Source organism: Bifidobacterium sp. W8103, from assembly GCF_016100775.1.
GTDB lineage: Bacteria > Actinomycetota > Actinomycetes > Actinomycetales > Bifidobacteriaceae > Bombiscardovia > Bombiscardovia choladohabitans.
In genome coordinates this window covers 246,011-272,835 of record NZ_JACFRV010000002.1, presented here as the reverse complement: position 1 = coordinate 272,835, position 26,825 = coordinate 246,011, and the positions used below count along the sequence as shown (strand labels likewise).

The window sequence follows — 26,825 nt, the reverse complement described above, 5'->3', positions numbered from 1 at the left end:
TTTATTTAACAATAGACATGGAGGAATGACAGAGGTCGGCAGGCCCGCTGTGGCTCAAATATGTATTCGCGTGCATGCAGCGAGGCTTTATTATTCGCCGATGGCATGAGATATGACACTGACTGAGTTCTCGAACCTGGTGGTCAGAGCTTGGATTCCTGTGGCTGCGGCACCAAGCAGGGATACGATGAGCACCACTACGATCCATGCGCCCCATTGCACGCTCATCTGTGCTTTGCCCATGAAGCGTGAGAGCATGAAAGTCAGGGATGAGGTGCAGAGCAATGTGATGACCAGGGAGAACAGTGTGCTGGTAATCATAGTGATGATGCCGTCAAGCGCGCCCAATACTCTGAGCTGGCCGATTCCAGCACCTGATACGTAGGTCAGCGCCAGATCAAGTCCTCTGCCTTTGGAAGTGATCAAGGTGCCTGCAATTGCACCTGTTATCGCGATGATTATTGGCGGTCCAGTGAGCGCCAAGAGACTCGCAAACATGTCTGTGGTCGCCGGAACGCTGCCTGGTGTGTGGGGAAAAGCGACTAGCAAGGTGGTGATCATTGTGCTCAACCCTCCGCTGACGGTCATCAGCAATGATAGACCCGCAGTCATCGGGATTATCGTCGCTCCCTGGCGCTGTATGCTGCCGACAGCCTGTTGGCCTGCCAGCCTCCAGGTTCTGGATGGCAACGCTACAATACGCGTCCATATCGCCGTGAAGCCGGGCAGGAGATATGGCGCGAAAGCTGCCAGCGAAAATATCAGGAGGAACATGCCGCCCATGGCGAAGGCGAGAAATACCGTCATCCGATCTGGAGCGGCAGCGCTGCTCATCTGACTGGCACGAGGGTTAGTTGCAAGTGCAAAAGCTGGAATCAGCAACATGCAGCCAGCACCAATCAAGCATACGATTCCCAGGAGGAAGCGGAAGACGCCTATCCGCTTTGGAGGGTCCTGGGATTGCCTGAGGGCTTCCATTGGTCGTATTTTCGAGAGCGAACGGATAGTCAACAAGGTGCTTATGAAGATGGGCGCAGCGCTGAAAGCGAGGCCTTTGCCTAGCGAATCGAACAGGTGGCTGCCGGCATAGGTCAAATGCAAATCAAATGGATTTGTCACCATGGCGAAGGTCAAGGGCGTAATCACCGGCAGCAAAAGGCAGGTGGCTGCAATGGACAGGATGAATAATCCCATGACTATCAGCAGATTCCAGGCCAGCAGTTGCCAAGGCAGAGCGCCTTGCAAAACCATGAGCGCCAGTTGATGCCGGCGTTGATTCAGTGCTGAATTCATGACCCATAGCAGCACAGCTATGGTGATGATCACGCTGAATGCCAAGGCGGGACCAGTGTATGTGGATCCAAGTACCTGCTCCGGGCCCTGATAGTCCTGATCAATGATCGTGGCGATCGCGATGAGGGAGCAGATGACAGTCTGGGATACGACCATGGCCAGCAAGACGGCGCTCCAGACCATGGGCGCTGCTTTGAGTTCGGACAGAGCGCCTCTCATGCCATGGGCGCTTTCGCAGAGAATGACTGGCTGATACGGCCATCGCGCACGGCAAAAAGCCGATCGCACTGGCCTGCCACCTCATTGTTATGCGTCACCAAAACGATGGTTTTCTTTTCGTGGTTGGCAAGTTCCTTCAGCACCGATATGACCTTTTCTCCGGATTCCTGATCCAGGGCGCCAGTTGGCTCGTCCGCGAATACCACGTCTGCGTCGGATAACAGGACCCGGGCCAGGGCAACACGTTGCTGCTCGCCGCCCGACAGCAGGGTGACGCTTTTCTTTTTCTGATCGATCAGGCCAAAGTACTTCAAGAGGGAATCCGCCGTCTTTCTGGGAAAGCGGGATCCGCGAAGGGTGAATGGCAGAGCCAGATTCTGTTCGACTGTCATGCTGGTGATCAGGTTGTAGGACTGGAATACGAAGCCTAGATGCTGGCGTCTGAACTTGGTCATGGCCGATATCCCCAGACGGGTTATGTCCCTGCCCAGCAGAAGCACAGTGCCGCTAGTGGCCTTCTCCAGCCCAGCCAGGCAGTACAGCAGCGTCGATTTTCCGCTGCCTGACGGCCCGATGATGCCGGTCATCTCCCCCGGATAGGCAGTGAATGCGATGTCATTGAGAATGGTCAGTGAATCGCCGCGGCGCGGGGAGACCACCATGGACAGCCCCGTAGCTTCAATCGTTGGTGTCGGGCCTCTGCTTTCGCTTACGTTGGGGTTATTCATAGTTGCATCTTTCCCTTGGATGATCATCGACGACCTTACAGACCAAAGTATCTACGCTCAGTAATGCTGATTCGCCTCGCAGATGTCATGTGCCCTCGTTCGTCGCTTGACCCTGTATGACGGTCATCCTTGTCGTCATCAGTCACTTCCATTAATATCAGCGAAAGAAGGGATGAAATACCCTGATTTACCCTGAATTATCCCTGACTGGGCCCTGATTTTTTCGAAATAACGGACATGTTCGAGCAGCTATGCTTACGCGCCGCCACTGGCAAAGTCAGTAGCGGCGGGGATCAGCTGATTATTATCGCAGCCTCATTCGCTAATAAGCACTAGGGATTTGATGGCGGTGCGCTGGTCCATGGCCTCATAGGCTTCCTGGATGTGATCCAAGGCAAAGCGCTGGGTGAAGACCTTGCCTGGCTGGATGCTGCCCTTGAGCACCTGGTCAAGCAGCAGACGCCTGTCATATGTGGTGACCGCGGCCGTGCCCCCTCGCAGCCCAACATTGCGCCAGAACAGCTTAGAGGTGTCCATGGTGGCCTGCTGCGGCACACCCACCCTGCCGACCACTGCGCCGGGCCGGGCCACCCTGATGGCGGTGTCGGTGGACAGTTCGGTGCCCACGCATTCCAGGACGGCATCGGCTCCGGCTCCGTCGGTGAGGGCCATGACCTGCTCCACAGCAGCGTCGCCGCGTTCAGCCACGATGTCAGTGGCTCCGAATTCACGCGCCAACTTCTGGCGGTCCTCATGTCGACTCATGGCGATGATGCGTTCGGCCCCACGCAGCTTGGCCGCTATGACTCCGCACAGACCCACCGCCCCATCGCCCATGACCACGACCGTGTCGCCCTCCTTGACCTGGGCTGTTGCGGCTGCATGATAACCCGTGGCCATCACGTCGGAGAGGGTCAGCAGAGAGTCGAGCATGTCGTCGCTGTAATCCTCAGGCTGGCCAGGAATCTGCACCAAGGCCCAATCCGCATTGGTGAATCGCAGATACTCGCTCTGGTAGCCGCCGCTCCCCCGCCTGTCCGGATCAAGGCAGTCACCGTCGAAGCCTGCCCTGCAGGCCGCGCAGTGCCCGCAGCCATGGGTGAAGGGCGCGATGACGAAGTCGCCTGGCTTGACGTGGGTGACTTCGGAGCCCACCTTCTCGACCACTCCGATGGCTTCGTGCCCCACATAATTGCCTGAGGGCATTGAGGAAATTCCCCGGTACCACCACAGGTCGGATCCGCACACGCAGGCCCGGACGACCCGAATCACGGCATCTTTGGGCTTTTCGATGGTCGGCATCGGCGCTTCCTCCAGCTCGATGCGGCCCGGCTTTACAAACTTTGCTGCTTTCATGCTCCTGCTCCCCATTCTTCACCACCTGGCGTATTCGCCTGCCAAGTACGCGGATGAAACATAGTCTACGGAGTTCAATCCGCTTGAAGTCAAGTCAAATCCTTATTGTGCGCGATTCACAGAGGTGCGGACAAGTTTGTCACACGGGAATGCGGTCATTAGCTGCAGCCATATATCGGTACTTTATAGGGGGTGCCATATAGGAGTTGTGACGGGTAGGGGTGAGGAGTAAGGGGGCGTCTTGAAATATTGTCTCGTCAAATGCCTGGTGACGGATTGTTTGCAACCCTGCATGCACGTTTGAGTTCGAGCTGTAACGCTTCAGATCACCTGGAGCAGCTTTGTGGGCCGCCAAGTTCCTTAAGAAAGGCGGCATAGGCCTGTGGATTGCGATGGTTTTTACCCGCTTGGACGATCAACCCGTGGTATTCGCGTAGATTGTTGAGCGCCCATTGATCGACCTTGATAAAATCCGCCTCGTACTCTTCGCCCTCCTGGTATGACCGCAAGGAGGCCCACCCCAGACCGTCCAGCAAACGGCGTGCATAGGCATCCCAGACGAAACAAGGCTGGCCGAAGGCATAGAGTCGTATGACATCCGCAGTCTCGCGCCCGACCCCGGCAATGGTGAGCAGGTCGTCACGTAGGCCTTTATCCGCGCAGTCCTCCACATCGGCCGTGCGAATGCCATGGGCCAGCAGCCACTGAGCCAGGGCCTTGCAGGTGCGCGCCTTGGCCTTCATGAAGCCGCTGGACCTGATCAATGCCGTCAAAGTCGTCAGGTCGACCTCGGCCATATTGCAGGGGTTGAGCAAATCGGCCTTGCGCAGCTGCTCGATGGACATGGCCGCGTTCCCCCAGGCTGTATGCTGGACCAGAACCGCTCCGATCATCATTTCGAAGTCAGTCTCTGCCGGCCACCAATTCTGCAATCCCAAACGAGCGAGCAACCGTGAGTACAGCCACCTTGAGCAATCGGCATTTATTCTGCCTGCATTGCCCATAACGCCTCCATAAACTTCTTGCCGTTTTCATGGTAACAGCTGGCTCCAGTCGGTCAGGAGCGAGTCAGAGCACGGCAGGTGCTTGGGCGAAGTCAGTGATAGCGCCATCGGCCTCGGAACGGATGGAATCCCAATCCTTGGCCGAAGACTGGTCGTACATGGCCCAGACCTTCATCCCAGCGCGTTTGGCCGAATCGACGGCGACCAGAAGATCCTCGAACACTGTGCAGTGGTCAGGCGCGACGCCCAGCATCCGCGAAGCCAGCAGGTAGATTTCCGGTTCCTCCTTGCCAATGCTTTTGGCATCATCCACGCTGCAGACCTGGTCGAAACTCTCGGTCATGCCTGCGTGTTTCAGAGCAGCCTGTCGCAGGCGCGGAGGGAGGCTGGTCGCCACAGCCAGGGCGGCACCGCTGGCCCTCAGAGCTCGCAGGTAATCGAGTGCATGCGGCTTGGGCTGCACGGCCGTGGCGTAGAGCAGGAGCGCGTCCTGGTTCCACTCCTCCACCAAGTCCTCTGGGCGCTCGTCAAGATGGAAGCGGTCAATGGTGTATCTGGCGATGGCGCCTGTCTGCATGGAGGCCACTGCAGAGGCGTAATCGTCCGGCATGGGGATGTTGCGACGAGCGAAGAATCGTTGGTCGATTTCCTTCCAGACTCCCATAGAATCCAGAAGTGTGCCGTCGAGATCGAAAATGGCGGCCTTACCAATGTTGACTTTTATTCCAGTTTCGCTCACGCCGCAAGTTCTCCTATTCGTCGAAGTTATTCATAGTAGCATGACCTCAGTTCACGTCCGGACCGGCGGCCTGGAGCCAAAGCACTGTCCAATCGGCCTTGGCTTCAAAAAAGTAGGTATGTTCAACAGTTTAATGTTGCTGCACAATGCATCAATCCCGGCGCTTGTCAAATATTTTGCGCTCAGTGAGTGAAAAGCGCATAAAAGTTGAAGAAAATATACAATATTGATTGAAACAATGTTAGCATGCAAATACTAGAGAAAATCATCGAAAAAGGAGACTTATGGCTATTCAAGAAACGACAGCGGCTCTGGCTGATCCACTGCGTCGTCGTGTGATGGATCTTTTGGAGCAGGGCGGCATGGAGGCTGGACGCCTGGCCGAAAAGCTGGGAATGACGCCATCCAAGCTGTCCTATCATCTGCGGAAATTGAAAGAAGCAGACCTGATTGTCGGCCACAAGCAGGGCACCAGGGTCATCTACGAACTCAATCTGAGCGTGTTGGACAGCACTATTCAGTGGCTCTACCGCCTGCGGACCAGCGCCAGCGACAAGAGAAGTGTGTCTGAGCCGCAGACTGTGAGCAAGGAAACTGGTTCGACGGCAGTTTCCGAGTCCTAAGGAGACTCTCATGGCGGATGGCAGCAAAGCGGGTCGGTTCGTCCCGACCCTTGTCGCGGCTCAGTGGTTGCCGGGGATAATCATGCTGGGCGTAAGCCGCATAGTGGTCAATCGTCTGACGAATGAAAAGGTCCCGCTTCATTGGAATGCACAGAACCAGGTGGACCGCTGGGGCTCTCCCCAGGAGCTGGTTTGGATGCCCTGCTTCTGCCTTGTCATTGCGCTGATTTGGACCATCCTCATGCTCGTCCTGCGCGCATATTTGATTAAACGTGGTGATGAAGCGGGACATACTTTGACCGTTTTTCTGCTTGGTGGTCTATGCATGCAGATTATTTTCGCGGTTTTAGATCTGTTCGAATTAGCTGTTGCTGATCCGCATTGGGGCTGGTGGCCGACGGATTTCGGCATTGATAAGGTCGCCATGCTTTTGACCGGTCTGACTCTCATAGTCATCGGCAATCTTGCTCCTAAAACCAGACCCAATGGCATCAGCGGTTTTCGGGTGCCAGGTGCCTACTCCAGCCGCGAGGCTTGGCGCCGTTGTCAGCAGTTTGGCGGGGTGCTCTTCATGATTCTGGGCGTGGTCATGATCCTGGCCGCCCTGGCTTATAGCGGAGTCAGGCTCTACTGGATCTGTGGAACCGCTCTGGCAATCGTCCTTGTACTCATATGTGCCTATGGTTCATACGCTGGCAGGAAGTATGCCCGGCAGGGAGAACCTATATACCACCGTTAGTTCCTGTATGCAATGCGTGGACTGAATGAGACGGTAAATGTCAGATCAGAATACAAGTAAGAACTTCCAGAATTCGCTGGAAGGATGTCGAAGCTGATTTAGATCAAATCAAGTATCCGGCAACATGGTGCTTGATGGTAGCGTCAGTACACGAGTCAAATTCGACAGTTCGACCAGTCATCGGCTTTCACGCAGAAAGCTCTACTAGTGGCCATGGTGCACAGCCTGTATTTCATGGAAACCAGCCTGTCGAAAACAAGGATTAAAGCCAGCGCACTTCTGTCGGGGATTATTGAGGAAGTAAGAGCATCCCCGGTATCTTGCTCGTCTGACTAATCCAAGAATGACTGGCTACACGCCCAACAATCACCCGCACACTCACCCGCTTGAACTTGCATAGCTGTCCAGTCAGTTCAGATTCCAGGGAAGTTCTTGCTTTCTCATCAATGATTCACGGTTTTGCTTAGATTAATGAATTCATATACGCCATCGTTTGATTTCTGCAGTTTAGAACCATCTGTTTTAAATCCTGCTCTCTGGTAAACTTTAATTGCACGTTTATTGAAGCTAGCTACAGATAGAACTATTATTCTGTAATTGAAATTATTCTGTATAAATGCTTCGATCTCTGTAATGAAATTTAATCCCAGCCCTCGTCCAGTCAAGTCCGGTCTCAATCCTAAACCGACTTCTACCCTTTCCTCTGATAACCTTTCCAAGCAAAAATAACCAACCAGTTCATCTGTATCGTCCAAAATCTGATAGTACTTATTTGCCCGCAACCTTGGAGTGATTATCTCTTCAAAATCCTCTTGATCATTCTCCATATCGTAAAAACTATACATATCGCTGTAATGCCATTCTTTGGCTATCTGGTCTGCATTTGCCTGAGTTAATAACGCTATTTTTTCAAACTTCATATTTTTCCCTTACTCAATATACAGACTCGGAATTTATATTGGTAATAATGGTACAAAGACCTCGTTTAAGCGACCCAACAGTCAATCAATAAAACCCAAACTTTGGAAAAGACACGAATCTTGTAAGCCAAGTTTGCATTGCGAGGCTACCGGAGTGAGATGGTCGAGGTGCTGCGCCCGGTCCGCAGGGGTATGGAAAGGTCCCTGGGCCGACTCAGAAGCCGGGCCAGGGACCTTCTTTACTTGCGCTTCTTCTTCTCGCGGATGTGCACGGAGATCTGGATGGGGGTGCCCTCGAAGCCGAACTCCTCGCGCAGGCAGCGTTCCAGATAGCGGCGGTAGCCGTGCTCCAGGAAGCCGGTCGCGAAAATCACGAAACGCGGCGGCCTGGTGGAAGCCTGGGTGGCGAAGAGGATTCTCGGCTGCTTGCCTCCTCGCAAGGGATGCGGGTGGGCAGCCTGAACCTTGCCCAGGAAGGAGTTGAGCTTGCCGGTCGGTATGCGCTTGTCCCATGATTCCAGGGCGGTGCGCATGGCCCTGGCCAGCCGGTTGGTGTGCCAGCCGGTCTTGGCGGACAGATTGACCCGCTCGGCCCAGGTGACCCGGTCGAACTCGGTCTGCCAGAGCCGCTCAAGACGCTGACGGCCGAAGTCGTCCAGCAGATCCCACTTGTTGAAGACCAGGACGATGGCCCTGCCCGCATCAACGGCCTGGCTCATGACCTTCAAGTCCTGGTCGGCGATGGGTTGGGAGGCATCGAAGAGGATCAGCGCCAGCTCCGAGCGTTCGATGGCCGCCTGGGTGCGCAGGCTGGAGTAATATTCGGCACCCGAAATTTTGTGCAGGCGGCGCTTGATACCGGCGGTGTCGATGAAGAGCCAGTCCTCGCCGTCCACCTGGACCACCTGGTCGACCGGGTCGCGGGTGGTGCCGGCCACATCGTGGACCACGGCGCGCTCCTCGTGGGCCAGCTGGTTGAGTAGGGAGGACTTGCCCACGTTGGGCCGGCCGACCAGGGCCACCCGGCGCAGGCCCTCCGGGGTGAGGAATCCCGAGGTCTTGTCGGCCTTGCTGAGCTGTTCCAGAGCGGCATCCAGCAGGTCGCCTATGCCACGCCCATGCATTGCGGAGATGGCGTAGGGTTCGCCTAGGCCCAGCTTCCAGAATTCGGAGGCGGTGTAGTCGGCCATCCGGTCATCCAGCTTGTTGACAGCCAGGACGACCGGCTTGCCGGCGGCCCGCAGCATGGTGACGATCCGCTCGTCGCTGGCGGTCAGCCCCACCTGGCCATCCACGACCAGAATGACGGCATCCGCCAGGGATACGGCGACCTGCGCCTGGGAGGCAATGGCGGATTCGATGCCCTCCACATCGCTCTCCCAACCGCCGGTGTCCACCAGCTTGAATTGGGTGCCGGCCCACTCGGCCTCATAGCTGACCCGGTCCCGGGTCACGCCGGGGGTGTCCTCGACCACGGCGGCACGACGGCCGAGAATCCGGTTGACCAGGGTGGACTTGCCCACGTTGGGCCTACCCACCACGGCCAGCACGCCTACGGCCTTGGGGCCATGGTCCTGGTCATCCTGGTTTTCGGAGCCTCCCTCCAGCAGGGCTCGGTCCTCTTCATCCAGCTCATAGTCGTCCAGGTTGCGGGCATACTCGTCGTAGGAGTCCTCCTCCATGGCCGAGGAAACCAGATCGATCAGGACCTGCAGGGTCTGCTCGAAGGTCAGATCGGAGTTGTCCACGGTGGTCACCCCGTCAGCGGCGCTCATGAAGGAGGTGACCTTGGCATCCCGGGCATCCCGGGCAGCCAGATCCTCGGCGCCAGCCGACCCTGAGTGTGCCTGGCCGCTTCGGCGAGCCTGACGGACCTCCTCACGGGCTGTCAACAGCACACGTACCTGGGCATCCGGGGCCACTACCGTGGTGATGTCCCGCCCCTCGGCCACCACGCCTCGCTCCTGGTCGGCCATGATTGCCTGTTGGGCGGCGATGAGGACATGTCGCACGGCCGGAATCGAAGAGACCACGGAAACATGCTCGGAGACCTTGGTGGAACGTATCTCTTCATCCACATCACGGTCATCCAGGCTGACTCTGGGATGTTCGGGGTCCAGTCCCATGACCAGGTGTCCACCGGTGATGGAATCGGCCACGGCCTCGGTGATCGCCTCCTGGTCGGGCTGATCTGCGTCCAGGTCCAGTCCGCGGTCCATGCACCAGAGGGTGACCGCCCGGTACATGGCGCCCGTGTCCAGGTAGGCCAGTCCGAAATGCTTGGCCAGGGCCCGCGAGGTGGAGGACTTGCCCACTCCCGCAGGGCCATCGATGGCGACGGTGATCACAGTCCGACCTCCTTATCCAGGGCCTTGATCTCGGCGGCGGAGAGCACCCGGTAGGAGCCCGGACGGATCTCACCCAATCGGATGGGGCCGATCTGGGTGCGCACCAGCCGGGTCACTGGGTAGCCGATGGCCCCGAAGATGCGCCGCACTATCCGGTTCTTGCCCGAATGCAGGACCACCTTGACAATGGTGTGCTCGCGGTTGTGGTCGATGATGGCGCAATGGTCCAGGCGGATGAGGCCGTCGTCCAGCTCCACCCCTTGGCTGACCAGCCGCCGGCAGACGTTGCCGCCGATGTGACCACTGAGCGTGGCGATATAGGTCTTCTCCACCTCGTAGCGCGGGTGCATGACGTGCTGGGCCAGCTCCCCGTCGTCGGTCATGAGAATCAGGCCCTCGGAGTCGTAGTCCAGCCTGCCCATGTGGAAGACCCGCTCGTAGCGGTCCCCGATGATGTCGCGCAGGGTGAACCGGCCCTTGGGGTCGTCCATGGTCGAAAGGACCTTGCGGGGCTTGTTCAGGGCCAGCGTGACGTGCTTGTCGTTCAGATGGATGCGGGATCCATCCACGCGAATTTGCTGGTGGGAGGGGTCAACCCGGCTGCCCAAGGTGGTGACCAGCTCGCCGTCGACCTCGACCCTGCCCTGGGTGATGATCTGTTCGCATTTGCGACGAGAGCCGAATCCGGCCTGGGCCAGCACCTTCTGGAGGCGGATGCCTTCCTCCCCCTGTTCGCGCGCTCTGATCGCCTGTGTGTATGGATGTGGCATCGTTCTCCCAACGTGGCCTGATAGATATGTAACGGATGACGTTCTGGACGACCGCAGCCGCCGAAAGGTCATATCATACTATATCGGAGCCTAGGGAAGTGTTGTTGGCTTGCTCTAAGCTAGAAACTGTTGTTGTTCATTGTCGTCGAAGGGATTGCAAGGTGGGGAACATGACTATGGAAGCAAGTGCTGAGCCGGTCCTCGAAAAGGCCGACGGGCAGGTTGCCGCAAAGCCCGTCCGCAGGCGGATCAGGGCCCGTGATGTTCGCTGGATTCGTGCGGCCGCAGAGCTGGCGGGCACCTTCCTGATCTGCGCGGTCATCTACCTGTCCTACAGCTTCGGCCAGCTGGTCATGGGCCAGCCAAGCGTGGTGCTGCCGGTTCTGGGAACCGCCCTGACCTACCTGGTCGTGACGGCCATGCTGGGTGGCGTCTCCGGTGGACACTTCAACCCCGCCGTGACCGTGGCCGCCATGTTCACCTCACAGATCAGCATGGTGGATGGTCTGATCTACATCGTCGCCCAGGTGATCGGCGCTATTGGCGCCGGTGCGATCGCCGTCGCCCTTGTGCCGGTCAGCAAGTCCGTGCCGGACAGGACCTGGCTCATGTTCTCGGTGAACGGTTTTTCCGGCGGCTCGCCCGCTGCGGCCACCCTGGGTCAGCAGCACATCGCCTTCGGGGCGCCCATGGCCATCGTTGTTGAGCTGATCGGCTGCATGATCGTGGTGGCTGCGGCCATCACCACCCTGCGCTCCGACGGCCGTGCCCGCCGCAACCATGCTCTCTACACCGGGCTGGCCTATGGCGTAGGCGTGTTGGTCACCTACCCCATCACCTGCTCGGGACTGAACCCGGCTCGCTCAACGGGCATCTCCATCTTCGCCCAGTCCAAGCATATGGCCGTCAGCCCGATCTCCCAGCTCTGGCTCTTCTGGATCTGCCCCCTGCTGGCTGCATCCCTGGTGGCCCTGGTCATCATCGTGACCAGCATCATCACCGACAACATGGCCATGCGCGCCATGGGCGCTGCTACTGATGCGCAGCTAGTTGTACAAATGGATGCAGATGCTCAGGCACAAGCACAAGCTGATGCTTTCGCCCCCGGTGCCCAGGCTCAGGCGGGCTCGGATGCTCAGGCTGAAGCCTTTGCTCCTGCCGGTGCCCAGGCTCAGGATCAATCGGCCCAGGTATCTCCTGCTCCGGTTCAAACCCCTGTTGCTGATACAACTGACACGGTCGTCCCTGCAGACACCAATGCTCAGACCGTCGATGTATCGTCTCTATCCGATTCCGATGCAGGTCAGAATACTGATGCCGGAGAGGACACTGTTGCCCCTGCTGAGGCAGGAACCATTCCCGATCTGCAGGTCGAGCCCCTTCACACCGCTTCCGAAGACGAAGACGGTGACACTCAATCCGAAGACAAGCCCGCTGAAGGCTGAACCATCGAGAATCGAAAAGCCTGGAAGGGGTCACAGCAGCAGCTGAATGCTGAAGTAGGTGACCAGAAGGCCGATGCCCAGGGCGATGCAGATAAAGGCGTCGAAGGGCACCGACCGCACCTTCCAGGGGCTGCGATCCTTGAGGATCAGACGCAGGGCGCCGCAAACCAGGGCCGCGATGGACACCAGTCCAGTCGCGGCCCAGGTGTATCCGAGGAAGGCCACAAGCGCGGCGACCAGCACCACCAGAAAGATGATGCCCTCGCAGACAGGACGACCCTCCTGAGCCTCAGAGACGTAGGGATGGCCTCGGCCTGATGTCTTGGGTGGCTGTGGGGGCTCGAGGTCCGGATTCTCGACCTTGTCTGCGTCTGTCATACTCTCCTGCCTCTGCACTTGCTCTGTCGGTTCGAGCCTACCAGCGCTGCTGACGCAAAGCGACCGTGCCGCCATCGCTCTTGGACGATGACGGCACGGTCGCTGTTTCAACAAGGAGCCAGAGCAGTCCGATCAGTTCTTGTGCTGGAAGATCAGATGCTCGTTGGCGAAGGTGTCGAAGCCCAGGCTGTAGAGCTCGCGGCCATAGCCGGAGTTCTTGATGCCTCCGAAGGGCAGCTCTGGCATGGTCACCCAACCGCCGTTGATGAAGGTCATGCCGGTCTCGATGCGACGTGCCAGGGCATCCGCATGTTCGGTATCCGATGAGAAGACCACACCACCCAGGCCGTAGCTGGAGTCGTTGGCCAGTTCGATGGCTTCATCCTCGTTGGCCACCTTGTAAATGGAGGCTACGGGGCCGAACATCTCCTGGTTGTAGACGGGGTTGTCACGGTCGATGTCCGTCAGAACCGTCGGGGTGAAGAAGGCCCCCGGCGAATCGTAGGGCTTGTTGCCGTAGACTACCTTGGCTCCACCGGCCACAGCCTTTTCGACCTGCTTGGCCAGGTTGTCGCGGGCGGAGACCATGCACATGGGGGCCAGCGTGGTTTCGGGGTTGCTGGGATCACCCAGAACCGCGTGTGAGAAGGCATCGACGATGAGCGAGACGAAGTCGTCGTAGTGCTTCTCCGTAACGATGAAGCGCTTGGAGGAGGTGCAGACCTGACCGGCGTTCATCAGTCTGGCACTTGGGGCTACCTTCTTGAGCAGATCCCAGTCAGCGTCATCCAGGACGATAAAGACGTCGTTGCCGCCCAGCTCCATGGAGGACTTCTTCAGGTGGGCTCCGGCCGACTTGGCCACGGAAGCGCCGCCGCGCTCCGACCCGGTAAGGGCCACGCCAGAGACCCGTGGATCGGCGATGGCACGGTCCACCTGGTCATAGTTGATGAAGAGGTTGGTCAGGCTGCCCTCGGGGGCTCCAGCCTTGGTCACGGTCTCCTCGAAGGCCACCGCCGAGCCGGGCACGTTGGAGGCGTGCTTGAGGATCATGGGGTTGCCCAGAATGAAGTTGGGGGCGAACACACGCATGATCTGGTAGTAGGGGAAGTTCCAGGGCTCCACCATGACCAGGACGCCCGTTGCCTGCTTGACGTAGTAGGCCTTGCCAGCGGGGTTGTCCAGGGGGACGGGAGCCAGCAGCTCCTCGGCGTGGTCGGCGAAGTAGTCGGCGATGTCCGCGCACAGCTCCACCTCGGCGCGGGCCTCGCCCACCAGCTTGCCCATGTCCCTGGTCAGGTTGGCTGCCAGAGTGTCCTCATCCTGACGGAAGAGCTTGGCCACCTGCCGCAGCTGCGCGGGGCGGTCGCCGGGGCCCTCCTGCTTGCGCCAGGTCTTGTAGAGGTCATGGCCGCGGGCCAGGGCGTTCTCCAGATCTTCGTCTGTGGCATCCGGGTAGGTCTTGATCAGTTGGTTGTTAAAAGGATTGACTGTCTGATAGGTCACAATATCTCCTTCGATTATGGGTCCCAGTCAGCATCATCGCTGGTCAGTTCATTCAGCATATCACTGCATTGGACCCCGCGGTCAACGAATTTGCCGCAGGGCGACATTCGACCGCGGGGTCCGGTTTCATCAGTGGAAGAAGTGGCGGGTTCCGGTCAGATACATGGTCAAATCGGCGTCCTGGGCGGCCTTGATCACCTCGGGATCACGGATGGACCCTCCCGGCTGCACCACGGCCCGGATACCGGCCTGGATCAGATACTCCAGACCGTCTGCGAAGGGGAAGAAGGCGTCGGATGCAGCCACAGAGCCCTTGGCACGGTTACGGCCCTCGTCCAGGGTGTTGGCACGCTCGACCGCCAGGTGGCTGGAGTCCACCCTGTTGACCTGGCCCATGCCGATGCCCACGGTGGCTCCCTGGTTGGCCAGGAGCACGGCGTTGGACTTGACCGAGCGGATGGCCCGCCAGGCGAAGGTCAGATCATCCATGGTCGCCTGGTCGGCGGGGCTGCCGGAGACCAGACGCCAGGTGGAGGGGTCGTCTCCCGGGGCATCGATCAGGTCGGGCGTCTGCACCAAGGCTCCCCCGTCGATTTGACGGATGACCGGGCGCTGACGCGGGTGGCGCTCCACAGACAGGATGCGCAGGTTCTTCTTGGTACGCAGCAGGTCCAGGGCCTTGGGCTCATAGCTCGGCGCCACTATCACCTCGGTGAAGACCGGCTTGATCTGCTGGGCCATGGCCAGGGTGACGGTGCGGTTGGCGGCGATGACCCCGCCATAGGCGCTCATGGGGTCGCAGGCGTGGGCTCGGCGGTGGGCCTGGGCGATGTCCTCCCCCACGGCCAGACCGCAGGGGTTGGAGTGCTTGACCACGGCCACTGCGGGCAGGTCGGGGAAATCCCAGACCGAGCGCCAGGCGGAGTCAGCGTCCACATAGTTGTTGTAGCTCATTTCCTTGGCCCCGCCCAGGTGCTCTGCAGCAGCGAAGCCGTCCCGGTCCAGCGGGTCCAGGTAGAGGGCGGCCTTCTGGTGGGGGTTCTCGCCGTAGCGCAGCTGGTTGGCCAGACGCCAGGTGCGAGTCAGTGCCGGGGCTGGTTTCTGATCTTCGGTCTTGTCATGCTTGTCGTCAACCCATGTGCGTGCGGTCCACTCGGCGATGGCCGCGTCATAGGAGGCGGTCAGTGCGAAGGCTTTTGCAGCCAGACGTCCGCGCTCGGCCAGGCTGAAACCGGTGCCGGAGGCGATGCGCTCGGCGGCCAGGGCATAGTCTTCCGGGTCGGTGATGACAGCCACGCTGGCATGGTTCTTGGCAGCGGCGCGAATCATGGCAGGGCCGCCAATGTCGATGCGTTCCAGGCACTGGTCTGCGTCGGCGCCCTCAAGGACGGTCTGCTCGAAGGGGTAGAGGTTGACCACCACCAGGTCGAAGGGGGCAATGCCCAAGTCTTTGAGTTGCTGGACATGGTCGGGGTTGGTCATGTCGGCCAACAGCCCGGCGTGGATGTGCGGATCCAGGGTTTTGACCCGGCCGTCAAGGCTCTCGGGAAAACCGGTGACCTTTTCCACCGGGGTGACCTGGACGCCCAGATCCTGCAGCTTCTTTGCGGTGCTGCCGGTGGAGACGACCTCGGTGCCTGCCTGGCGGAAGGCCAATGCCAGGGATTCGAGGCCCTGCTTGTGATAGACCGAGACCAGCGCTCGGTTGATGGTGCGATTCGTGGTGACCATGGAAACTCCTACTCCTATGCTTGATTGCCGAGGCGCCCAGCCACCTTCGGACCTACTTGCCTGGTCTGCGGGTGGACGAGACTTGTCGTGGTGTGTCTGCTCGGTCGGTTGCCTTGGGCTCCTTTCCCTCCTGACCGCGTGATTGGTTGTGTTTTTCCTTGTTTTCCGCTTTGGCGGAAGTCTTTTTGTCTCCTGCCTGGCGCAGATAGACGACCAGGGCATCCTTGATGATGACCAGTGCGGCGATGATGAGGGCCAGTAACCATACGCCCAGCAGGCCGACCCCCAGGGAGGTCCCGATCATGCGCAGGGAGGAGGCTATGGGCACGCCCACTCCGGCCAGTCGCTGGCGGCCCAGGGCCCCGTTGGAGAGTTGGAAAAGCAGGGCAAGGCCGAGCAGGGTGATCAGCCAGGCCAGGGCCATGGCCAGGGTTGCCATCAGGAAGCAGACTGCCGTATCCCGGGACTTCAGCCCTGCTTGGCGCACGGCAGCGTGAATTCTGACCCCCCATGGCCCGGTCAGCAAGAGAATGCCGGCAACCACGCCGGCCAGCAGAGGCAGGTTGAGCAGGAGCATACGAACCTCCTGCCGGGAGACCGGCTCTGGGAAAAGCCCAAAGAGAGGCAGCGAGGGCAGACTGGAGGCGTGGCCGGACCAGAGGGTGAAGGTGGCCAGCTGACCGATCTTGAAACCGTTTCCGAAGAGCCAGGAGGCAGCCCAGATGATCAGGTTGGGCAGCCAGGCCAGGGACGCCAGGCTGGTCGTCACAGCCGAGGCGGTGCCCATACGTGTCAGTTTGAACAGGCGGCCCACATCTCCGTGATAGAGAACAATCCAGACGATCAGGGCGATCAGGCCGGCGGCCAGCATGGCAGCCAGGAGGATCAGGCCGGCCGTGAGGCCGAGCCGAACGGTCTTGCGGACCTGGACAGGCAGAGCTTCTTTGATGCGCTTGGCTACAGCTTGTCGGAATGGTTCGGAGCGGACCCATGCCCAGCCGTAGCCCAGCAGAAAGACCAGTCCGGTGCGCAGAAGAATGACCGGGGTAGTGTCCACCTGGATGGTCTGGCTGCCCTGCATGAGGATGAGACTACACAGCATCCAGACGACCAGACCGGCGATGCATCCGCCGACGGACATGCCCATGCGGCCGACCAATGTGCGGACCACCCAGATCAGCAGACCGGTCAGCAGCAGGGGGATGATGGTCAGGGTGAGGGCTCCGGCCGTGAATCCGCAGCCTTGGGTGAGCAGGGTGATGGTTTCCGTCAGGGCCACAGTGGCCATTGACAGCGATGGACCGCCCTCCTCAATGGAAATGATGAGCAGGAGCAGGGCCATGCAGGCACCTAGGGCGACAGTGTAGATAAGCATGGCTAGGAAGGCCTCTAGGGCCCCCCGGAACCATACTTTCACCCTGTCGGTCATATGATGGCATGCTCCCGCAGCAGGTCGCGGGTCAACCTGGCCGTCTCACCGGGTGTGGTGCCCACCTTGATGCCGACGGACTCAAGCACTTGCTTCTTGTCTGCCGCCGTGCCCTTGCCCCCCGAGATGATGGCTCCGGCGTGGCCCATCTGCTTGCCTTCGGGGGCGGTGAAGCCGGCGATATAGGCCACGATGGGCTTGGTCATGTGGGTGGAGGCCCAGTGTGCGGCCTCCTGTTCAGCCGAGCCCCCGATCTCGCCGATCATGACGCAGGCCTTGGTTTCAGGATCGCGGTTGAAGGCCTGCAGAGCCTCCAGCATGGTGGTGCCCACAATGGGGTCGCCGCCGATGCCCAGGCAGGCGGTGAAGCCGATGGAGGACAACTCCCCCATGAGCTGATAGGTCAGGGTGCCGGACTTGGAGACCAGGCCAAGCGGACCGCGACCGGCGATGCCCTGCGGGATGATGCCCAGATCCACGCCGACGCCGTTGGGCCGGTCGGACATGGTCATCAGTCCCGGGCAGTTGGGGCCTACGATGCGGCAGCCGCGTTCCCTGGCCAAGGCTACGCAGTATGCGGTATCGGACACGGGAATGCCTTCGGTGATGACCACGATCAGGGCGATGCCGGCCTCGATGGCCTCGACCATGGCATCCTTGGCGAATCTGGGCGGCACGAAGACCACGGAGGTGCGGGCTCCGGTCGCCTGACGGGCTGCTGCGCAATCGGCGTATACGGGCACATGACGGGCCTGGCCGTCCGGACCCTCGAAGTCTACCGTCATTCCGGCCTTGCGGGCGTTGACCCCGGCCAGGATGTTGGTGCCTGCCGCCATCATGCGGGCCGTGTGGACCATGCCCTGGTGGCCGGTCATGCCCTGGACCATGACGGGGGCGCCGTCTTCAACGAAGAGGGTCATCGTCCCGTCTCCTTTTCTGCCTGAGCGGCCAGAGCCACAGCCTGGTCTGCCGCCTCCTCCATGGTGCGGGCCACCTTGAGCCGAGGCTGTCGGGCCCTGGCCAGCAGGTCCAGTCCCTCTGCAGCCTCATTGCCGTCGAAGCGGACCACGATGGGCCGGTCGTCGTTCTGATCCTGCTCGCCCGCAGCGTTCACGGCGGCCAGGATGCCTTGGGCCACCTGCTGGCAGGAGGTGATGCCCCCGTAGACGTTTACCATGACCGAACGGACCTTGGGGTCGGAGAGGACCACGTCCAGGCTGGTGCGCATGACCTCGGGCGAGGCTCCGCCGCCGATGTCAAGGAAGTTGGCGGGGCCAACAGGAACGCCCTGTCTGCGTCCCGACCCGGCGACCGCATCCAAGGAGCTCATGACCAGTCCTGCGCCGTTACCGATGACGCCCACCTGGCCGTCCAGATGGACGTAGTGCAGGCCTGCGGCCTTGGCCTTGGCTTCCAGTGGGTCGACCTGCGCCGGGTCTGCGAACCTCTTCCAGCCGTCGTGCCGGAAGGCTGCGTTCCCGTCCAGGGAGATCTTGGCATCAAGGGCATCCAGGTGCTTGGTGGCCTCGTCGTCCGGGTCCCCCACCTTGGCCAGGGGGTTGATCTCGACCAGGGTTGCATCGCTGTCCTGGAAGGTGTGCCACATGCCCAGGAGAATCTGTGCGGCCTGCTCCAGATCCGCGTGGTAGAAACCGATGCGCTCGGCCATGGTGAGGGCGGCCTGCCTGTCGAAATCCTCCAGGGGGCCGATGTGCAGGCGCCGGACTGATTCGGGGTGCTCACGGGCGATGGTCTCCACCTCGGTGCCGCCGCTGGCCGTGGCCAGGACATCGTAGTCCCGGGAGGTGCGGTCCACCGAAATGGACAGGTAATACTCGTGCAGGATGTTGCGGGCTTCCGTGACCAGAATCCCGCTGACCGGATGGCCATCGATGTTCATGGGCAGGATGGCCTGGGCCAAAGCCACGGCCTGATCGTGATTCTCGGCTCGCTTGACCGCTCCTGCCTGTCCCCTGTGGCCGATGGTGGCCTGGCCCTTGATCATGCAGGGGTAACCGATGACGTCGGCTGCCTGACCGGCCTCTTCTGCGGTTGAGGCATAGACGGCCCTTGGCTGGGAGATGCCATGTTCGGCGAGCAGCTGCCTGGCCTGGTATTCGTACAAATCCATGGTGAAGGTCCCCCAATCGAGCTCAGGCGGGCATGTTCATCAGGCAGGTGACCGGGTAGTCGCCCAGGGCCTTGCGGCCGTCCAGACCGTTGAGTTCCATGACGAAGCTGAAACCAGCCACCCTGCCTCCAGCCTGCTCCACCAGATGTGCAGCAGCCTGTGCGGAACCGCCGGTGGCGATCAGGTCGTCGACAATCAGGACTCGCTGGCCGCGGCTCAGGGAGCCCTGCTCGATTTCGATTCGGGCGTTGCCGTATTCGAGGGCGTATTCCTGGCTGTAGGTGGGCTCAGGGAGCTTGCCGGCCTTGCGCATGGGCAGGAAGCCCTTGCCGAGGTCGCATGCCAGCTGGGGGCCGATCAGAAAGCCGCGTGCCTCAAGCCCGGCTACCAGGTCGAAGTCCTCTGGCTTGACGGGCAGGGTGCGCTTCATGGCGTCGAGGATGATGGCCAATCCCCTGGGATCTGACATGGCCGGGATGAAGTCCCTGAAAAGGATCCCCTTCTTGGGAAAGTCCGGAATGGTACGGATCAATGAGATCAGATAAGCGGCGTCATCATCGCCCACCTGCTTAAGTTCTCCAACCTTGATATCGTCCGATTGAGCCATGATCTTCTTTCTGTTTTGCTCCTTGGAAGTGGTTGCCGGGGCCATCATACGCGCGCCGCGTTTCCGTTCAGAGTCAGCCCGACGGAAGGTGTGGCGCGCGTATAAGTTTCAGGACTTGGCAGAAGTCGAATCCGAAGCCTCGGATTCTTTGGATTCGGCGGAATCCTTGGACGCATCCGAGTCGGCAGCGTCATCGGACTTCTCAGCAGTCCTGGCCTTGTCTGATTCGTCTTCCTGCTCCGGTTCGGAATCCGACGACTTGGATTGTGCATCATCCTTGCCTTCGGAGGCGGCAAAGTTCTGTGTGGCGGTATCGTCAGCATTGTCACCGTCTTCGGCGGCGGTGACCTCGGCGGGGGCATCCGCGTCCTCGGACTGGCCCTCGACCTGCTCGGGCAGGGGGTTGCCGTTTTCGTCGACCTCGTCATCGTGGACGTAGGCCGGGACGATGGGCGGCTGGGTAATGGCCTGGATGCGCCAGCGTGACTGCGAACCCTCGGAGTCGATGACCACCTGTTCCTTCTCCAGGTCAACGGAGACGACCTTGCCCAGAAGGCCCGTGGTGGTGGCTACCTCGTCACCGGGCTGCAAGGACTGGCGAAAGTCCTGGACGGCGGCTTGCTGCTGCTTGCTCTTGCGGGAGCTTCCCCACATCATGGCGATCATCAGGGCGATGATGACGATCATGAAAATCATGGATCCCATGGTTGTTTCCACTCCTTGTTTCGACGGGTATCAAACGGCGATATGCATTGCTGCGAAGACCCCAGTCTAGAACAGCTTCATGACATCCTCGGGCGGTTTGCGGCCCAGGTGCTCCCAAGCCTTGGAGGTGGCCACACGCCCCTTTGGGGTGCGTACCAGGAAGCCCTCACGCACCAGGTAGGGCTCACAGACCGTTTCGACCGTCTCGGCCTCCTCGCCCACCATGGCGGCCAGGTTGTTCAGGCCCACGGGTCCGCCGTCGAAACTGTTCACGATGGCCTGGAGGACGGCCAGATCCAGACGGTCCAGCCCTTCGGAGTCAATCTGGTAGAGGGCCAGGGCCTGCTTGACGTCATCAGGTCCAACCTCGGGAAGATCGTGGACTATGGCCCAGTCGCGCACACGGCGCAGCAGGCGGTTGGCGATCCTGGGCGTGCCTCGGGAGCGCAGGGCCAGCTGATGGGCGGCATCATCCTGCAGGACGATGCCCAGGACCCTGGCCGACCGCTCGACCAGCTTTTCCAGCTCCTCCTCCGAGTAGAAGTCCAGGTGGGCGGTGAAGCCGAAACGGGCCCGCAGAGGCGAGGGCAGCATGCCTTCACGGGTGGTGGCGCCGATGACCGTGAACCTGGGCAGCGTCAACGGAATTGAGGAGGCTCCGGGGCCCTTGCCTACCATGACATCCACCCGGAAGTCCTCCATGGCGATATAGAGCAGCTCCTCGGCGGCCCTGGGCAGGCGGTGGATCTCGTCGATGAAGAGCACCTCGCCGGCCTCCAGTGAGCTCAGGATGGAGGCCAGGTCGCCGGCATGCTGGACGGCCGGGCCCGAAGTGACCCGGATGGGCACCTCCAGCTCGTGGGCGACGATCATGGCCAGGGTGGTCTTGCCCAGGCCTGGAGGGCCTGCCAGAAGGATGTGATCGGGGGCCACATCCCGCTTTTTGGCGGCCTTCAGGAAGAGTCCCAGCTGGGCCTTGAGCCGGGGCTGGCCGATGAACCCGTCCAGGGTTTCCGGACGCAGCTCCTCGTCGCTAACCGGCTCGCCTTCGATGGGTCGGGCCGAGACCATCCGCAGGGATTCCTCCTGGGCGTCGCCATTCTGGGAGTCGATGTACCCCGTGGACATCTGCTTGTCAGCCATGGGTCAGCGCCCCCTGTCCAGCCGGGTCAGGGCCTGCTTGAGCACCTTGGGAATGTCGGCCGACTGAAGGGGCAGGGAGTAGCCGCCTTCGCTGCAGGTCTGCTCCACGGCCTGCTCGGCATCACGCTGCAGCCAACCCAGGGAAATCAGCCCCTCCACCACCTGATGGGCGCCATCGTCGGTCTGGGCGGGTCCCTGCCTGTCCGTGCCAGCATCCAGATCCAGCTTGCCGGAGAGTTCGAGGATGATCTTCTGAGCGCCCTTCTTGCCCAGGCCGGGCGCCCGGGACAGGGCCGCAGCATCGCCGTCGGCCACGGCCTGGGCCAGCTGGTCCGAGTTCAGGGTGGCGAGGATGGACAAGGCCACGCGGGGCCCGATGCCGCTGACCTTCTGTAATTGGGCAAAGAGCGATTTGGATGTGCGGCTGAGGAATCCGTAGAGGGTCAGCGCGTCCTGTGTCAGGGACAGGGCGGTGTAGACGGTGACCGTGGACTCGGCACGCATGGAGGCCAGGTCCGACTGGGGCATGCGCACCTCGAAACCCACCCCCGAAACATCGATGACGGCGGAGCCCGTTTCGATGGCGGCCACCCGCCCGGTCAGCATTGCCAGCACTTGATCACCCCTCGATGGAATCGAACGTCTGTTCGAATCAGCTTACATGTCTCGCTGGACTCCCCGATGCTTGCCGTACTTTGCAGAGGCCTGTGCCCACTGGCGTTGGGCCTGGGTCAGATGCTCCTCGCGTTCCCCGCCCTGGATAGCCCCGGCAGGCCGTAGGGCATGGCAGATGGCCTGGGCTAGAGCATCGGCGGCATCGGCGGGCTTGGGCAGCTGGTTGAGCCCGAGAATGCGGGCCACCATCCGCTGCACCTGGATTTTGTCGGCCTGGCCGTTGCCGGTCACGGCCATCTTGGCCTCGGTGGGCGTGTGCAGAGCCACCGGAATGCCTCGTTGTGCCGCCCCCAGCATGGCCAACCCGGCCGCCTGGGCGGTTCCCAACACGGTGTTGTGGTTGGACTGGGCAAAGACCCGCTCGATGGAAACCACGTCGGGGCTGAAACGGTCCAGGGCGGCCGTCAGTCCCTGGTAGATGGTCAGCAGCCGCAGGTCCTGGCTCTGTTCGGGGTCCGAGCGCACGACGTCCACATGAACAAAGGAAAGCCGGCGCGATGCACCGGCTTCAATGACGCCAACGCCGCATCGGGTGAGCCCCGGGTCGACGCCGAGAACGATCATAGGGTCACTCGTCGTCCAACTGGGCCATGACCTCGTCGGGGGCGGTCCAGTTGCTGTAGATCTCCTGCACGTCGTCCAGGTCGTCCAGGTTGTCGATCAGCTTGGAGACCTTGCGAGCGGAGTCCAGGTCCAGGGTGACCTCGCTCTTGGGGTTGAGGACCAGATCGGCGGAATCGTAGTCCATGCCCGCATCCTGCAGGGCCTTGCGGACGTTGACCATGTCGCCGGGGGCAGTCAGCACGGTGTAGCTCTCGCCGTTGTCCTGCACATCCTCGGCACCGGCCTCGGCGGCCTTTTCGAAGACCGTATCGTAGTCCAGACCCTCCGAGGGGACGATGATCTGGCCCTTGCGCTCGAAGTTGAAGCTGACCGACCCGTTCTGGGCCAGGGAACCGCCGCCCTTGGTCAGGGTGGAACGAACCTCGGCTGCCGCGCGGTTGCGGTTGTCGGTCAGGCACTCGATGATGATGCCCACGCCGGCGGGAGCGTAGCCCTCGTAGACGATGCTCTCGTAGTTGGCCGCTCCGGCCTCCTCGCCCGAGCCGCGCTTGACGGCCCTGGTGATGTTATCTGCGGGCACGGAGGACTTCTTGGCCTTGACGATGGCGTCGTAGAGGGTGGGGTTGCCGTCGGGGTCACCGCCGCCGGTGCGGGCAGCGATCTCGATGTTCTTGATCAGCTTGGCGAAGAGCTTGCCACGCTTGGCGTCGATGGCTGCTTTCTTGTGCTTGGTGGTCGCCCACTTCGAATGCCCTGACATATGTCTCCTGACGGTACGAATGCGTAAACGAATGGAATTCTAGTTCCGCTCTTCGACAATTTTACGGGTTTTCAGGCCCTTCCGTGGGGGCTTCATCGTAAGGAGAACCAGCCCTGCGGCCCACCAGCCTGCCCAGCAGTCCACGGCGATGGTCGGGTCGCGCGGCCAAGGCACGGGCGTAGACATCCAGAACCTGGTCGGTGACCCGCTCCCAGTCGTAGTCGTTGGCCCGCCGCATTCCGTACGAGGCCAGATCCAGTCGCTTGGGTCGGTCGTCCAGCAGTTCAAGGACCACCCGGGCGCAGTCCTGCGGGTCTTCGTTGGCGAACAGTCGCGCGCTGTGCCCGTTCTGGGAAACATCCTCGAAAGCTGGCAGGTCCGAGGCCACCACCGGGCAGCCTGCCGCCATGGCTTCGACCAGCACGATGCCAAAGCTCTCCCCCCCGGTCTGCGGTGCCACATACAGGCCCAGGCTGTGGTAGAAGGAGGCCTTGTCCTCATCGCTGATCCGACCCAGGAAGGTGAAGTGCCGGGCCAGTCCGGGATCGACGGCCTCAAGTATTTTCCGGGCCTCCCCCTGGCCGTCACCGGCACAGAGGAAGCGGGCTCCGGGCACGCGCCGAAGAATGGCGGGCGCGGCCTGGGCCAGAATCCTGAACCCCTTGCGCTCCTCCTTCATCCGTCCCAGGAATCCGATCGTGGGTTCCCGCTCGCTCCCCTGCCATTCCGGGCGCGGCCGGGCATTGCGCAGGGCTCTGGTCTCGATGCCGTTGGGGATGATCTGGCTGGGTATGCCCGGCTCCAGCAGATTCTGGGCGTTCTGCATGGCCGATGGGCTGACGAAGATGGCCTGGCTGATGTTGGCCAGGTATCGGCGCAGGTAGCGTCTGGTCAGCCTCAGGGCCAGCGGGGTCGAATCGAAGGCCGCATGGAAGGTGGCCACATAGGGGCAGGGGATGAATCCGGGCCGCAGGGGCTTGTGGCTCAGCGAGGGCACCTCGGGCTCGTGCAGGTGCAGGATGTCGAAGTGGCCCTGTCTGACCCACTGCCGGGTCTTGTGGCCGGCCACGCCGAAGTAGCTCAGGTTGGCTACGGATCCGTTGTAGGGAATGGAGAAGGAGGAGCCGGTGGTCTGCACCCAGAGGGGCATGTCCTGGGTGCGTCGGCCCGGGGCCAGAACCTGCACCTGGTGGCCGCGCTCCATAAGATGCCTGGCGAAGTCGCGAATGTGCAGTTGGACGCCTCCCGGGGTCTCGAAGGAGTAGGGCGAAATGATCCCCACCCGCAGAGGCGCCTTGATGGCGGCCCGCTCCGGCTCCCGCTCAGGCCTTTGTTCGGGTGCCTTCATGCCCGTCACCTCCTATGTTCTCGGATGCCTTGGCCAGGATGAAGTCCGGCAGGTCGTGCATCCGGGAAAGATCCAGATCCTCGAGGAAAATCGGCTGGAGCATGTGCCAGTCCTCGGGATGCTCGCGAATGCCCTGGGCCCACTGGTCCACCCAGGCCTGGGTCAGGTCCTTGATGGCCTGCTCCCGGGGCATGTCCAGGTAGGGCTCGATGGCGATGGGCCCGTCCACCTGGCAGACATAGCCGTAGGGGGCCTTGGCCTGTCGGCGGCGCTCCCCCGTCAGCCTTTCCCTGTGCATGTTCACGGTATACAGGGGCAGACGGGCATCCAAGGCGATGACGGCAGGTCCGGCGGCCACGCGAATCCAGGAACCGAAGGCCTTGACGAAGACGCCTCGGCGGCTCAGGTCGCGGTCGGCCAGCAGGGGCACCACCTGGTCAGGCTTCCGCAGCAGGGTCGTCAGACGGCCGGTGATGTCCGGCTCGCCGGTCAGCAGGATGTTCATGCCCAGGCGGCGACGGATGTCCGCAAAGGTGTTCAGCATGCCCTGGTCCCGCAGCCGCTCGGCCACCGTGGTGACCTGGCCGACCGTGGAGCAGGCCCAGAAGCCCGCGTAGTCCCAGTTGCCCTGGTGGCCCATGCCGATGGGCAGGGATCGCAGACCGATGTCGCTCTTGGCCGGATCCGGGTAGGCGCTGCCACCGCCGTGTATGCGTGCCAGCAGCTGCTCCTTGGTGCGGGCCCCCACGGTCAGAGCCTCGACGAAGTAGACGAAGTAGGAGCGCATGCCCTGGCGTGAGGTGCGCCGCAGGCTGCGACGGTCGGCTTCCGGCATGACATGGGCCAGGTTGCGCTCCAGCTGTCTGACGCCGCCTATCCGGAACAGCCAACATAGGTCGGCCGCTGCCAGGAAGAGGCCGCGCAGCAGCCCCTCGGGCACCAGACGCGCGTGCTGCGCCAGAAAGATGAGCAGTCGGTCCGGCATAGGCTCACTCGTGGTTGGGATTGGCGGGCTGCGGGTTGCGGCCCATGTCCTTGGCGACGTGGCTGATCCGCTGCCAGACGGTGACGATGCCCAGCAGAGCCAGCAGGATCAGGAAGCAGCTGAGCACGGCCAGGGGCAGCCCGGCTCCCGTCAGGGCCATGCCCACCAGGATGATGACCAGCCGGTCGGACCTGGTGGCGATGCCGTTCTTGGCCTCGAAGCCCTCGGCCTCGGCCCGGGCCCGGGCGTAGGAGGTGACGAATGAGGTCATGATGGCGAAGAGGGCTGCAGCCATGCCCACCTGGGCCCAGATGTCGGGACCCTGGTGGCTGCCGTCGGCCACCCAGGCCAGCTCGTGGCGGCGCAGGTAGATGATGACCCCGGTCAGGACGGCCCAGTCGGCTATCCGGTCAAGGGTGGAGTCCAGGAAGCCCCCGAACTGGGTGCCACCGCCGGTCAGCGCGGCCACGGAACCATCCAGGGAGTCGAAGGCAACCAGGATGGCCAGGACGATGGCCCCGGGCAGGAGCCAGCCGGTGAACCCGGTCGCGATGGCGACCAGGGTGGTGCCTACGGCTCCGCTGATGGTGACACCGTTGGCGCTCACGCCCAGACGAACCAGACCGCGGGCGATGGGGGCGATGATGCGCTTCCAGGGGCGTCGTAGATGCTCGAACAT

General features: G+C 61.4%; 26 protein-coding genes. 3 read left to right on the top strand and 23 right to left on the bottom strand.

Translation table 11 applies throughout. The features are described from left to right. Positions 1-90 precede the first annotated feature (90 nt). The 5 genes from H3U90_RS07905 to H3U90_RS07885 form a co-directional block, all read right to left on the bottom strand. Entirely contained in the window at positions 91-1,476 is a 1,386-nt protein-coding gene (locus H3U90_RS07905; RefSeq protein WP_198177810.1) for a hypothetical protein, read from the bottom strand. 32 nt (positions 1,477-1,508) lie between these two features. Then, complete coding sequence (locus H3U90_RS07900; protein ID WP_232340668.1) at positions 1,509-2,240, bottom strand: ABC transporter ATP-binding protein; 732 nt, start codon at positions 2,238-2,240, stop codon at positions 1,509-1,511. Between the two features lie 315 nt (positions 2,241-2,555). After that, a complete protein-coding gene (locus H3U90_RS07895) occupies positions 2,556-3,596 on the bottom strand; it encodes a zinc-dependent alcohol dehydrogenase family protein (RefSeq protein ID WP_198177808.1) in 1,041 nt (346 codons plus the stop codon). 326 nt (positions 3,597-3,922) lie between these two features. Next, positions 3,923-4,492 carry an endonuclease III domain-containing protein gene (locus H3U90_RS07890; protein WP_198177807.1) on the bottom strand — a complete coding sequence of 190 codons (570 nt, stop codon included), beginning with the start codon at positions 4,490-4,492 and terminating at the stop codon, positions 3,923-3,925. Positions 4,493-4,664: 172 nt separating this feature from the next. Beyond that, positions 4,665-5,312: an HAD family hydrolase gene (locus tag H3U90_RS07885; protein WP_198177870.1), complete on the bottom strand. Its 648-nt coding sequence runs from the start codon at positions 5,310-5,312 to the stop codon at positions 4,665-4,667. 311 nt (positions 5,313-5,623) lie between these two features. Between H3U90_RS07885 and H3U90_RS07880 the strand changes: the two genes are divergently transcribed. Next, complete coding sequence (locus tag H3U90_RS07880; protein ID WP_198177806.1) at positions 5,624-5,962, top strand: metalloregulator ArsR/SmtB family transcription factor; 339 nt, start codon at positions 5,624-5,626, stop codon at positions 5,960-5,962. Positions 5,963-5,972: 10 nt separating this feature from the next. Beyond that, the gene (locus tag H3U90_RS07875) at positions 5,973-6,701 is read left to right on the top strand and encodes an SdpI family protein (RefSeq protein ID WP_198177805.1); all 729 of its coding nucleotides are present in this window, start codon (positions 5,973-5,975) and stop codon (positions 6,699-6,701) included. A gap of 443 nt (positions 6,702-7,144) precedes the next feature. Here the strand turns inward: H3U90_RS07875 and H3U90_RS07870 are convergent, their stop codons facing one another. From H3U90_RS07870 to H3U90_RS07860, 3 genes are all read right to left on the bottom strand, one after another. After that, on the bottom strand, positions 7,145-7,621 hold the full coding sequence (locus tag H3U90_RS07870; RefSeq protein WP_198177804.1) for a GNAT family N-acetyltransferase: 477 nt from the start codon (positions 7,619-7,621) through the stop codon (positions 7,145-7,147). A gap of 239 nt (positions 7,622-7,860) precedes the next feature. Beyond that, positions 7,861-9,969 (bottom strand): bifunctional cytidylate kinase/GTPase Der, encoded by a 2,109-nt coding sequence (der, locus tag H3U90_RS07865; RefSeq protein WP_198177803.1) that lies wholly within the window; start codon positions 9,967-9,969, stop codon positions 7,861-7,863. Then, a complete protein-coding gene (locus H3U90_RS07860) occupies positions 9,966-10,739 on the bottom strand; it encodes a pseudouridine synthase (RefSeq protein ID WP_198177802.1) in 774 nt (257 codons plus the stop codon). Before H3U90_RS07860 ends, der begins: the two co-directional genes overlap by 4 nt. 170 nt (positions 10,740-10,909) lie before the next feature. Here H3U90_RS07860 and H3U90_RS07855 point away from each other — a divergent pair, with 170 nt between their 5' ends. Next, positions 10,910-12,184 (top strand): aquaporin, encoded by a 1,275-nt coding sequence (locus tag H3U90_RS07855; protein ID WP_198177801.1) that lies wholly within the window; start codon positions 10,910-10,912, stop codon positions 12,182-12,184. A gap of 30 nt (positions 12,185-12,214) precedes the next feature. Here the strand turns inward: H3U90_RS07855 and H3U90_RS07850 are convergent, their stop codons facing one another. From H3U90_RS07850 to pgsA, 15 genes are all read right to left on the bottom strand, one after another. Continuing rightward, positions 12,215-12,562 (bottom strand): DUF3017 domain-containing protein, encoded by a 348-nt coding sequence (locus H3U90_RS07850; RefSeq protein ID WP_232340669.1) that lies wholly within the window; start codon positions 12,560-12,562, stop codon positions 12,215-12,217. 132 nt (positions 12,563-12,694) lie between these two features. Further along, on the bottom strand, positions 12,695-14,068 hold the full coding sequence (locus tag H3U90_RS07845; protein ID WP_198177800.1) for an NAD-dependent succinate-semialdehyde dehydrogenase: 1,374 nt from the start codon (positions 14,066-14,068) through the stop codon (positions 12,695-12,697). A gap of 129 nt (positions 14,069-14,197) precedes the next feature. Then, positions 14,198-15,799 carry a bifunctional phosphoribosylaminoimidazolecarboxamide formyltransferase/IMP cyclohydrolase gene (gene purH / locus H3U90_RS07840; RefSeq protein ID WP_198177799.1) on the bottom strand — a complete coding sequence of 534 codons (1,602 nt, stop codon included), beginning with the start codon at positions 15,797-15,799 and terminating at the stop codon, positions 14,198-14,200. A gap of 52 nt (positions 15,800-15,851) precedes the next feature. Continuing rightward, positions 15,852-17,174, bottom strand: a complete 1,323-nt coding sequence (locus tag H3U90_RS07835) for a cell division protein PerM (protein WP_198177798.1) — start codon at positions 17,172-17,174, stop codon at positions 15,852-15,854. 50 nt (positions 17,175-17,224) lie between these two features. Then, positions 17,225-18,148: a succinate--CoA ligase subunit alpha gene (sucD, locus tag H3U90_RS07830; protein ID WP_198177797.1), complete on the bottom strand. Its 924-nt coding sequence runs from the start codon at positions 18,146-18,148 to the stop codon at positions 17,225-17,227. Continuing rightward, a complete protein-coding gene (gene sucC, locus H3U90_RS07825) occupies positions 18,145-19,359 on the bottom strand; it encodes an ADP-forming succinate--CoA ligase subunit beta (protein ID WP_198177796.1) in 1,215 nt (404 codons plus the stop codon). Before sucC ends, sucD begins: the two co-directional genes overlap by 4 nt. Positions 19,360-19,381: 22 nt before the next feature. Further along, positions 19,382-19,966, bottom strand: a complete 585-nt coding sequence (locus H3U90_RS07820; RefSeq protein WP_198177795.1) for an adenine phosphoribosyltransferase — start codon at positions 19,964-19,966, stop codon at positions 19,382-19,384. A gap of 108 nt (positions 19,967-20,074) precedes the next feature. Next, the gene (locus tag H3U90_RS07815) at positions 20,075-20,671 is read right to left on the bottom strand and encodes a preprotein translocase subunit YajC (RefSeq protein WP_198177794.1); all 597 of its coding nucleotides are present in this window, start codon (positions 20,669-20,671) and stop codon (positions 20,075-20,077) included. 66 nt (positions 20,672-20,737) lie between these two features. Next, complete coding sequence (gene ruvB / locus H3U90_RS07810; RefSeq protein ID WP_232340671.1) at positions 20,738-21,814, bottom strand: Holliday junction branch migration DNA helicase RuvB; 1,077 nt, start codon at positions 21,812-21,814, stop codon at positions 20,738-20,740. Between the two features lie 3 nt (positions 21,815-21,817). Then, positions 21,818-22,429 carry a Holliday junction branch migration protein RuvA gene (ruvA, locus tag H3U90_RS07805; protein WP_198177793.1) on the bottom strand — a complete coding sequence of 204 codons (612 nt, stop codon included), beginning with the start codon at positions 22,427-22,429 and terminating at the stop codon, positions 21,818-21,820. Between the two features lie 42 nt (positions 22,430-22,471). Continuing rightward, positions 22,472-23,053 (bottom strand): crossover junction endodeoxyribonuclease RuvC, encoded by a 582-nt coding sequence (ruvC, locus tag H3U90_RS07800; RefSeq protein WP_110412913.1) that lies wholly within the window; start codon positions 23,051-23,053, stop codon positions 22,472-22,474. A 4-nt stretch (positions 23,054-23,057) separates the two neighbouring features. Next, positions 23,058-23,813 (bottom strand): YebC/PmpR family DNA-binding transcriptional regulator, encoded by a 756-nt coding sequence (locus H3U90_RS07795; RefSeq protein ID WP_045935369.1) that lies wholly within the window; start codon positions 23,811-23,813, stop codon positions 23,058-23,060. A gap of 61 nt (positions 23,814-23,874) precedes the next feature. Beyond that, positions 23,875-25,161 carry a glycosyltransferase family 4 protein gene (locus H3U90_RS07790; protein WP_198177792.1) on the bottom strand — a complete coding sequence of 429 codons (1,287 nt, stop codon included), beginning with the start codon at positions 25,159-25,161 and terminating at the stop codon, positions 23,875-23,877. Then, complete coding sequence (locus H3U90_RS07785; protein WP_198177791.1) at positions 25,136-26,146, bottom strand: phosphatidylinositol mannoside acyltransferase; 1,011 nt, start codon at positions 26,144-26,146, stop codon at positions 25,136-25,138. Before H3U90_RS07785 ends, H3U90_RS07790 begins: the two co-directional genes overlap by 26 nt. A 4-nt stretch (positions 26,147-26,150) precedes the next feature. Further along, a complete protein-coding gene (gene pgsA / locus H3U90_RS07780; RefSeq protein WP_198177790.1) occupies positions 26,151-26,825 on the bottom strand; it encodes a phosphatidylinositol phosphate synthase in 675 nt (224 codons plus the stop codon).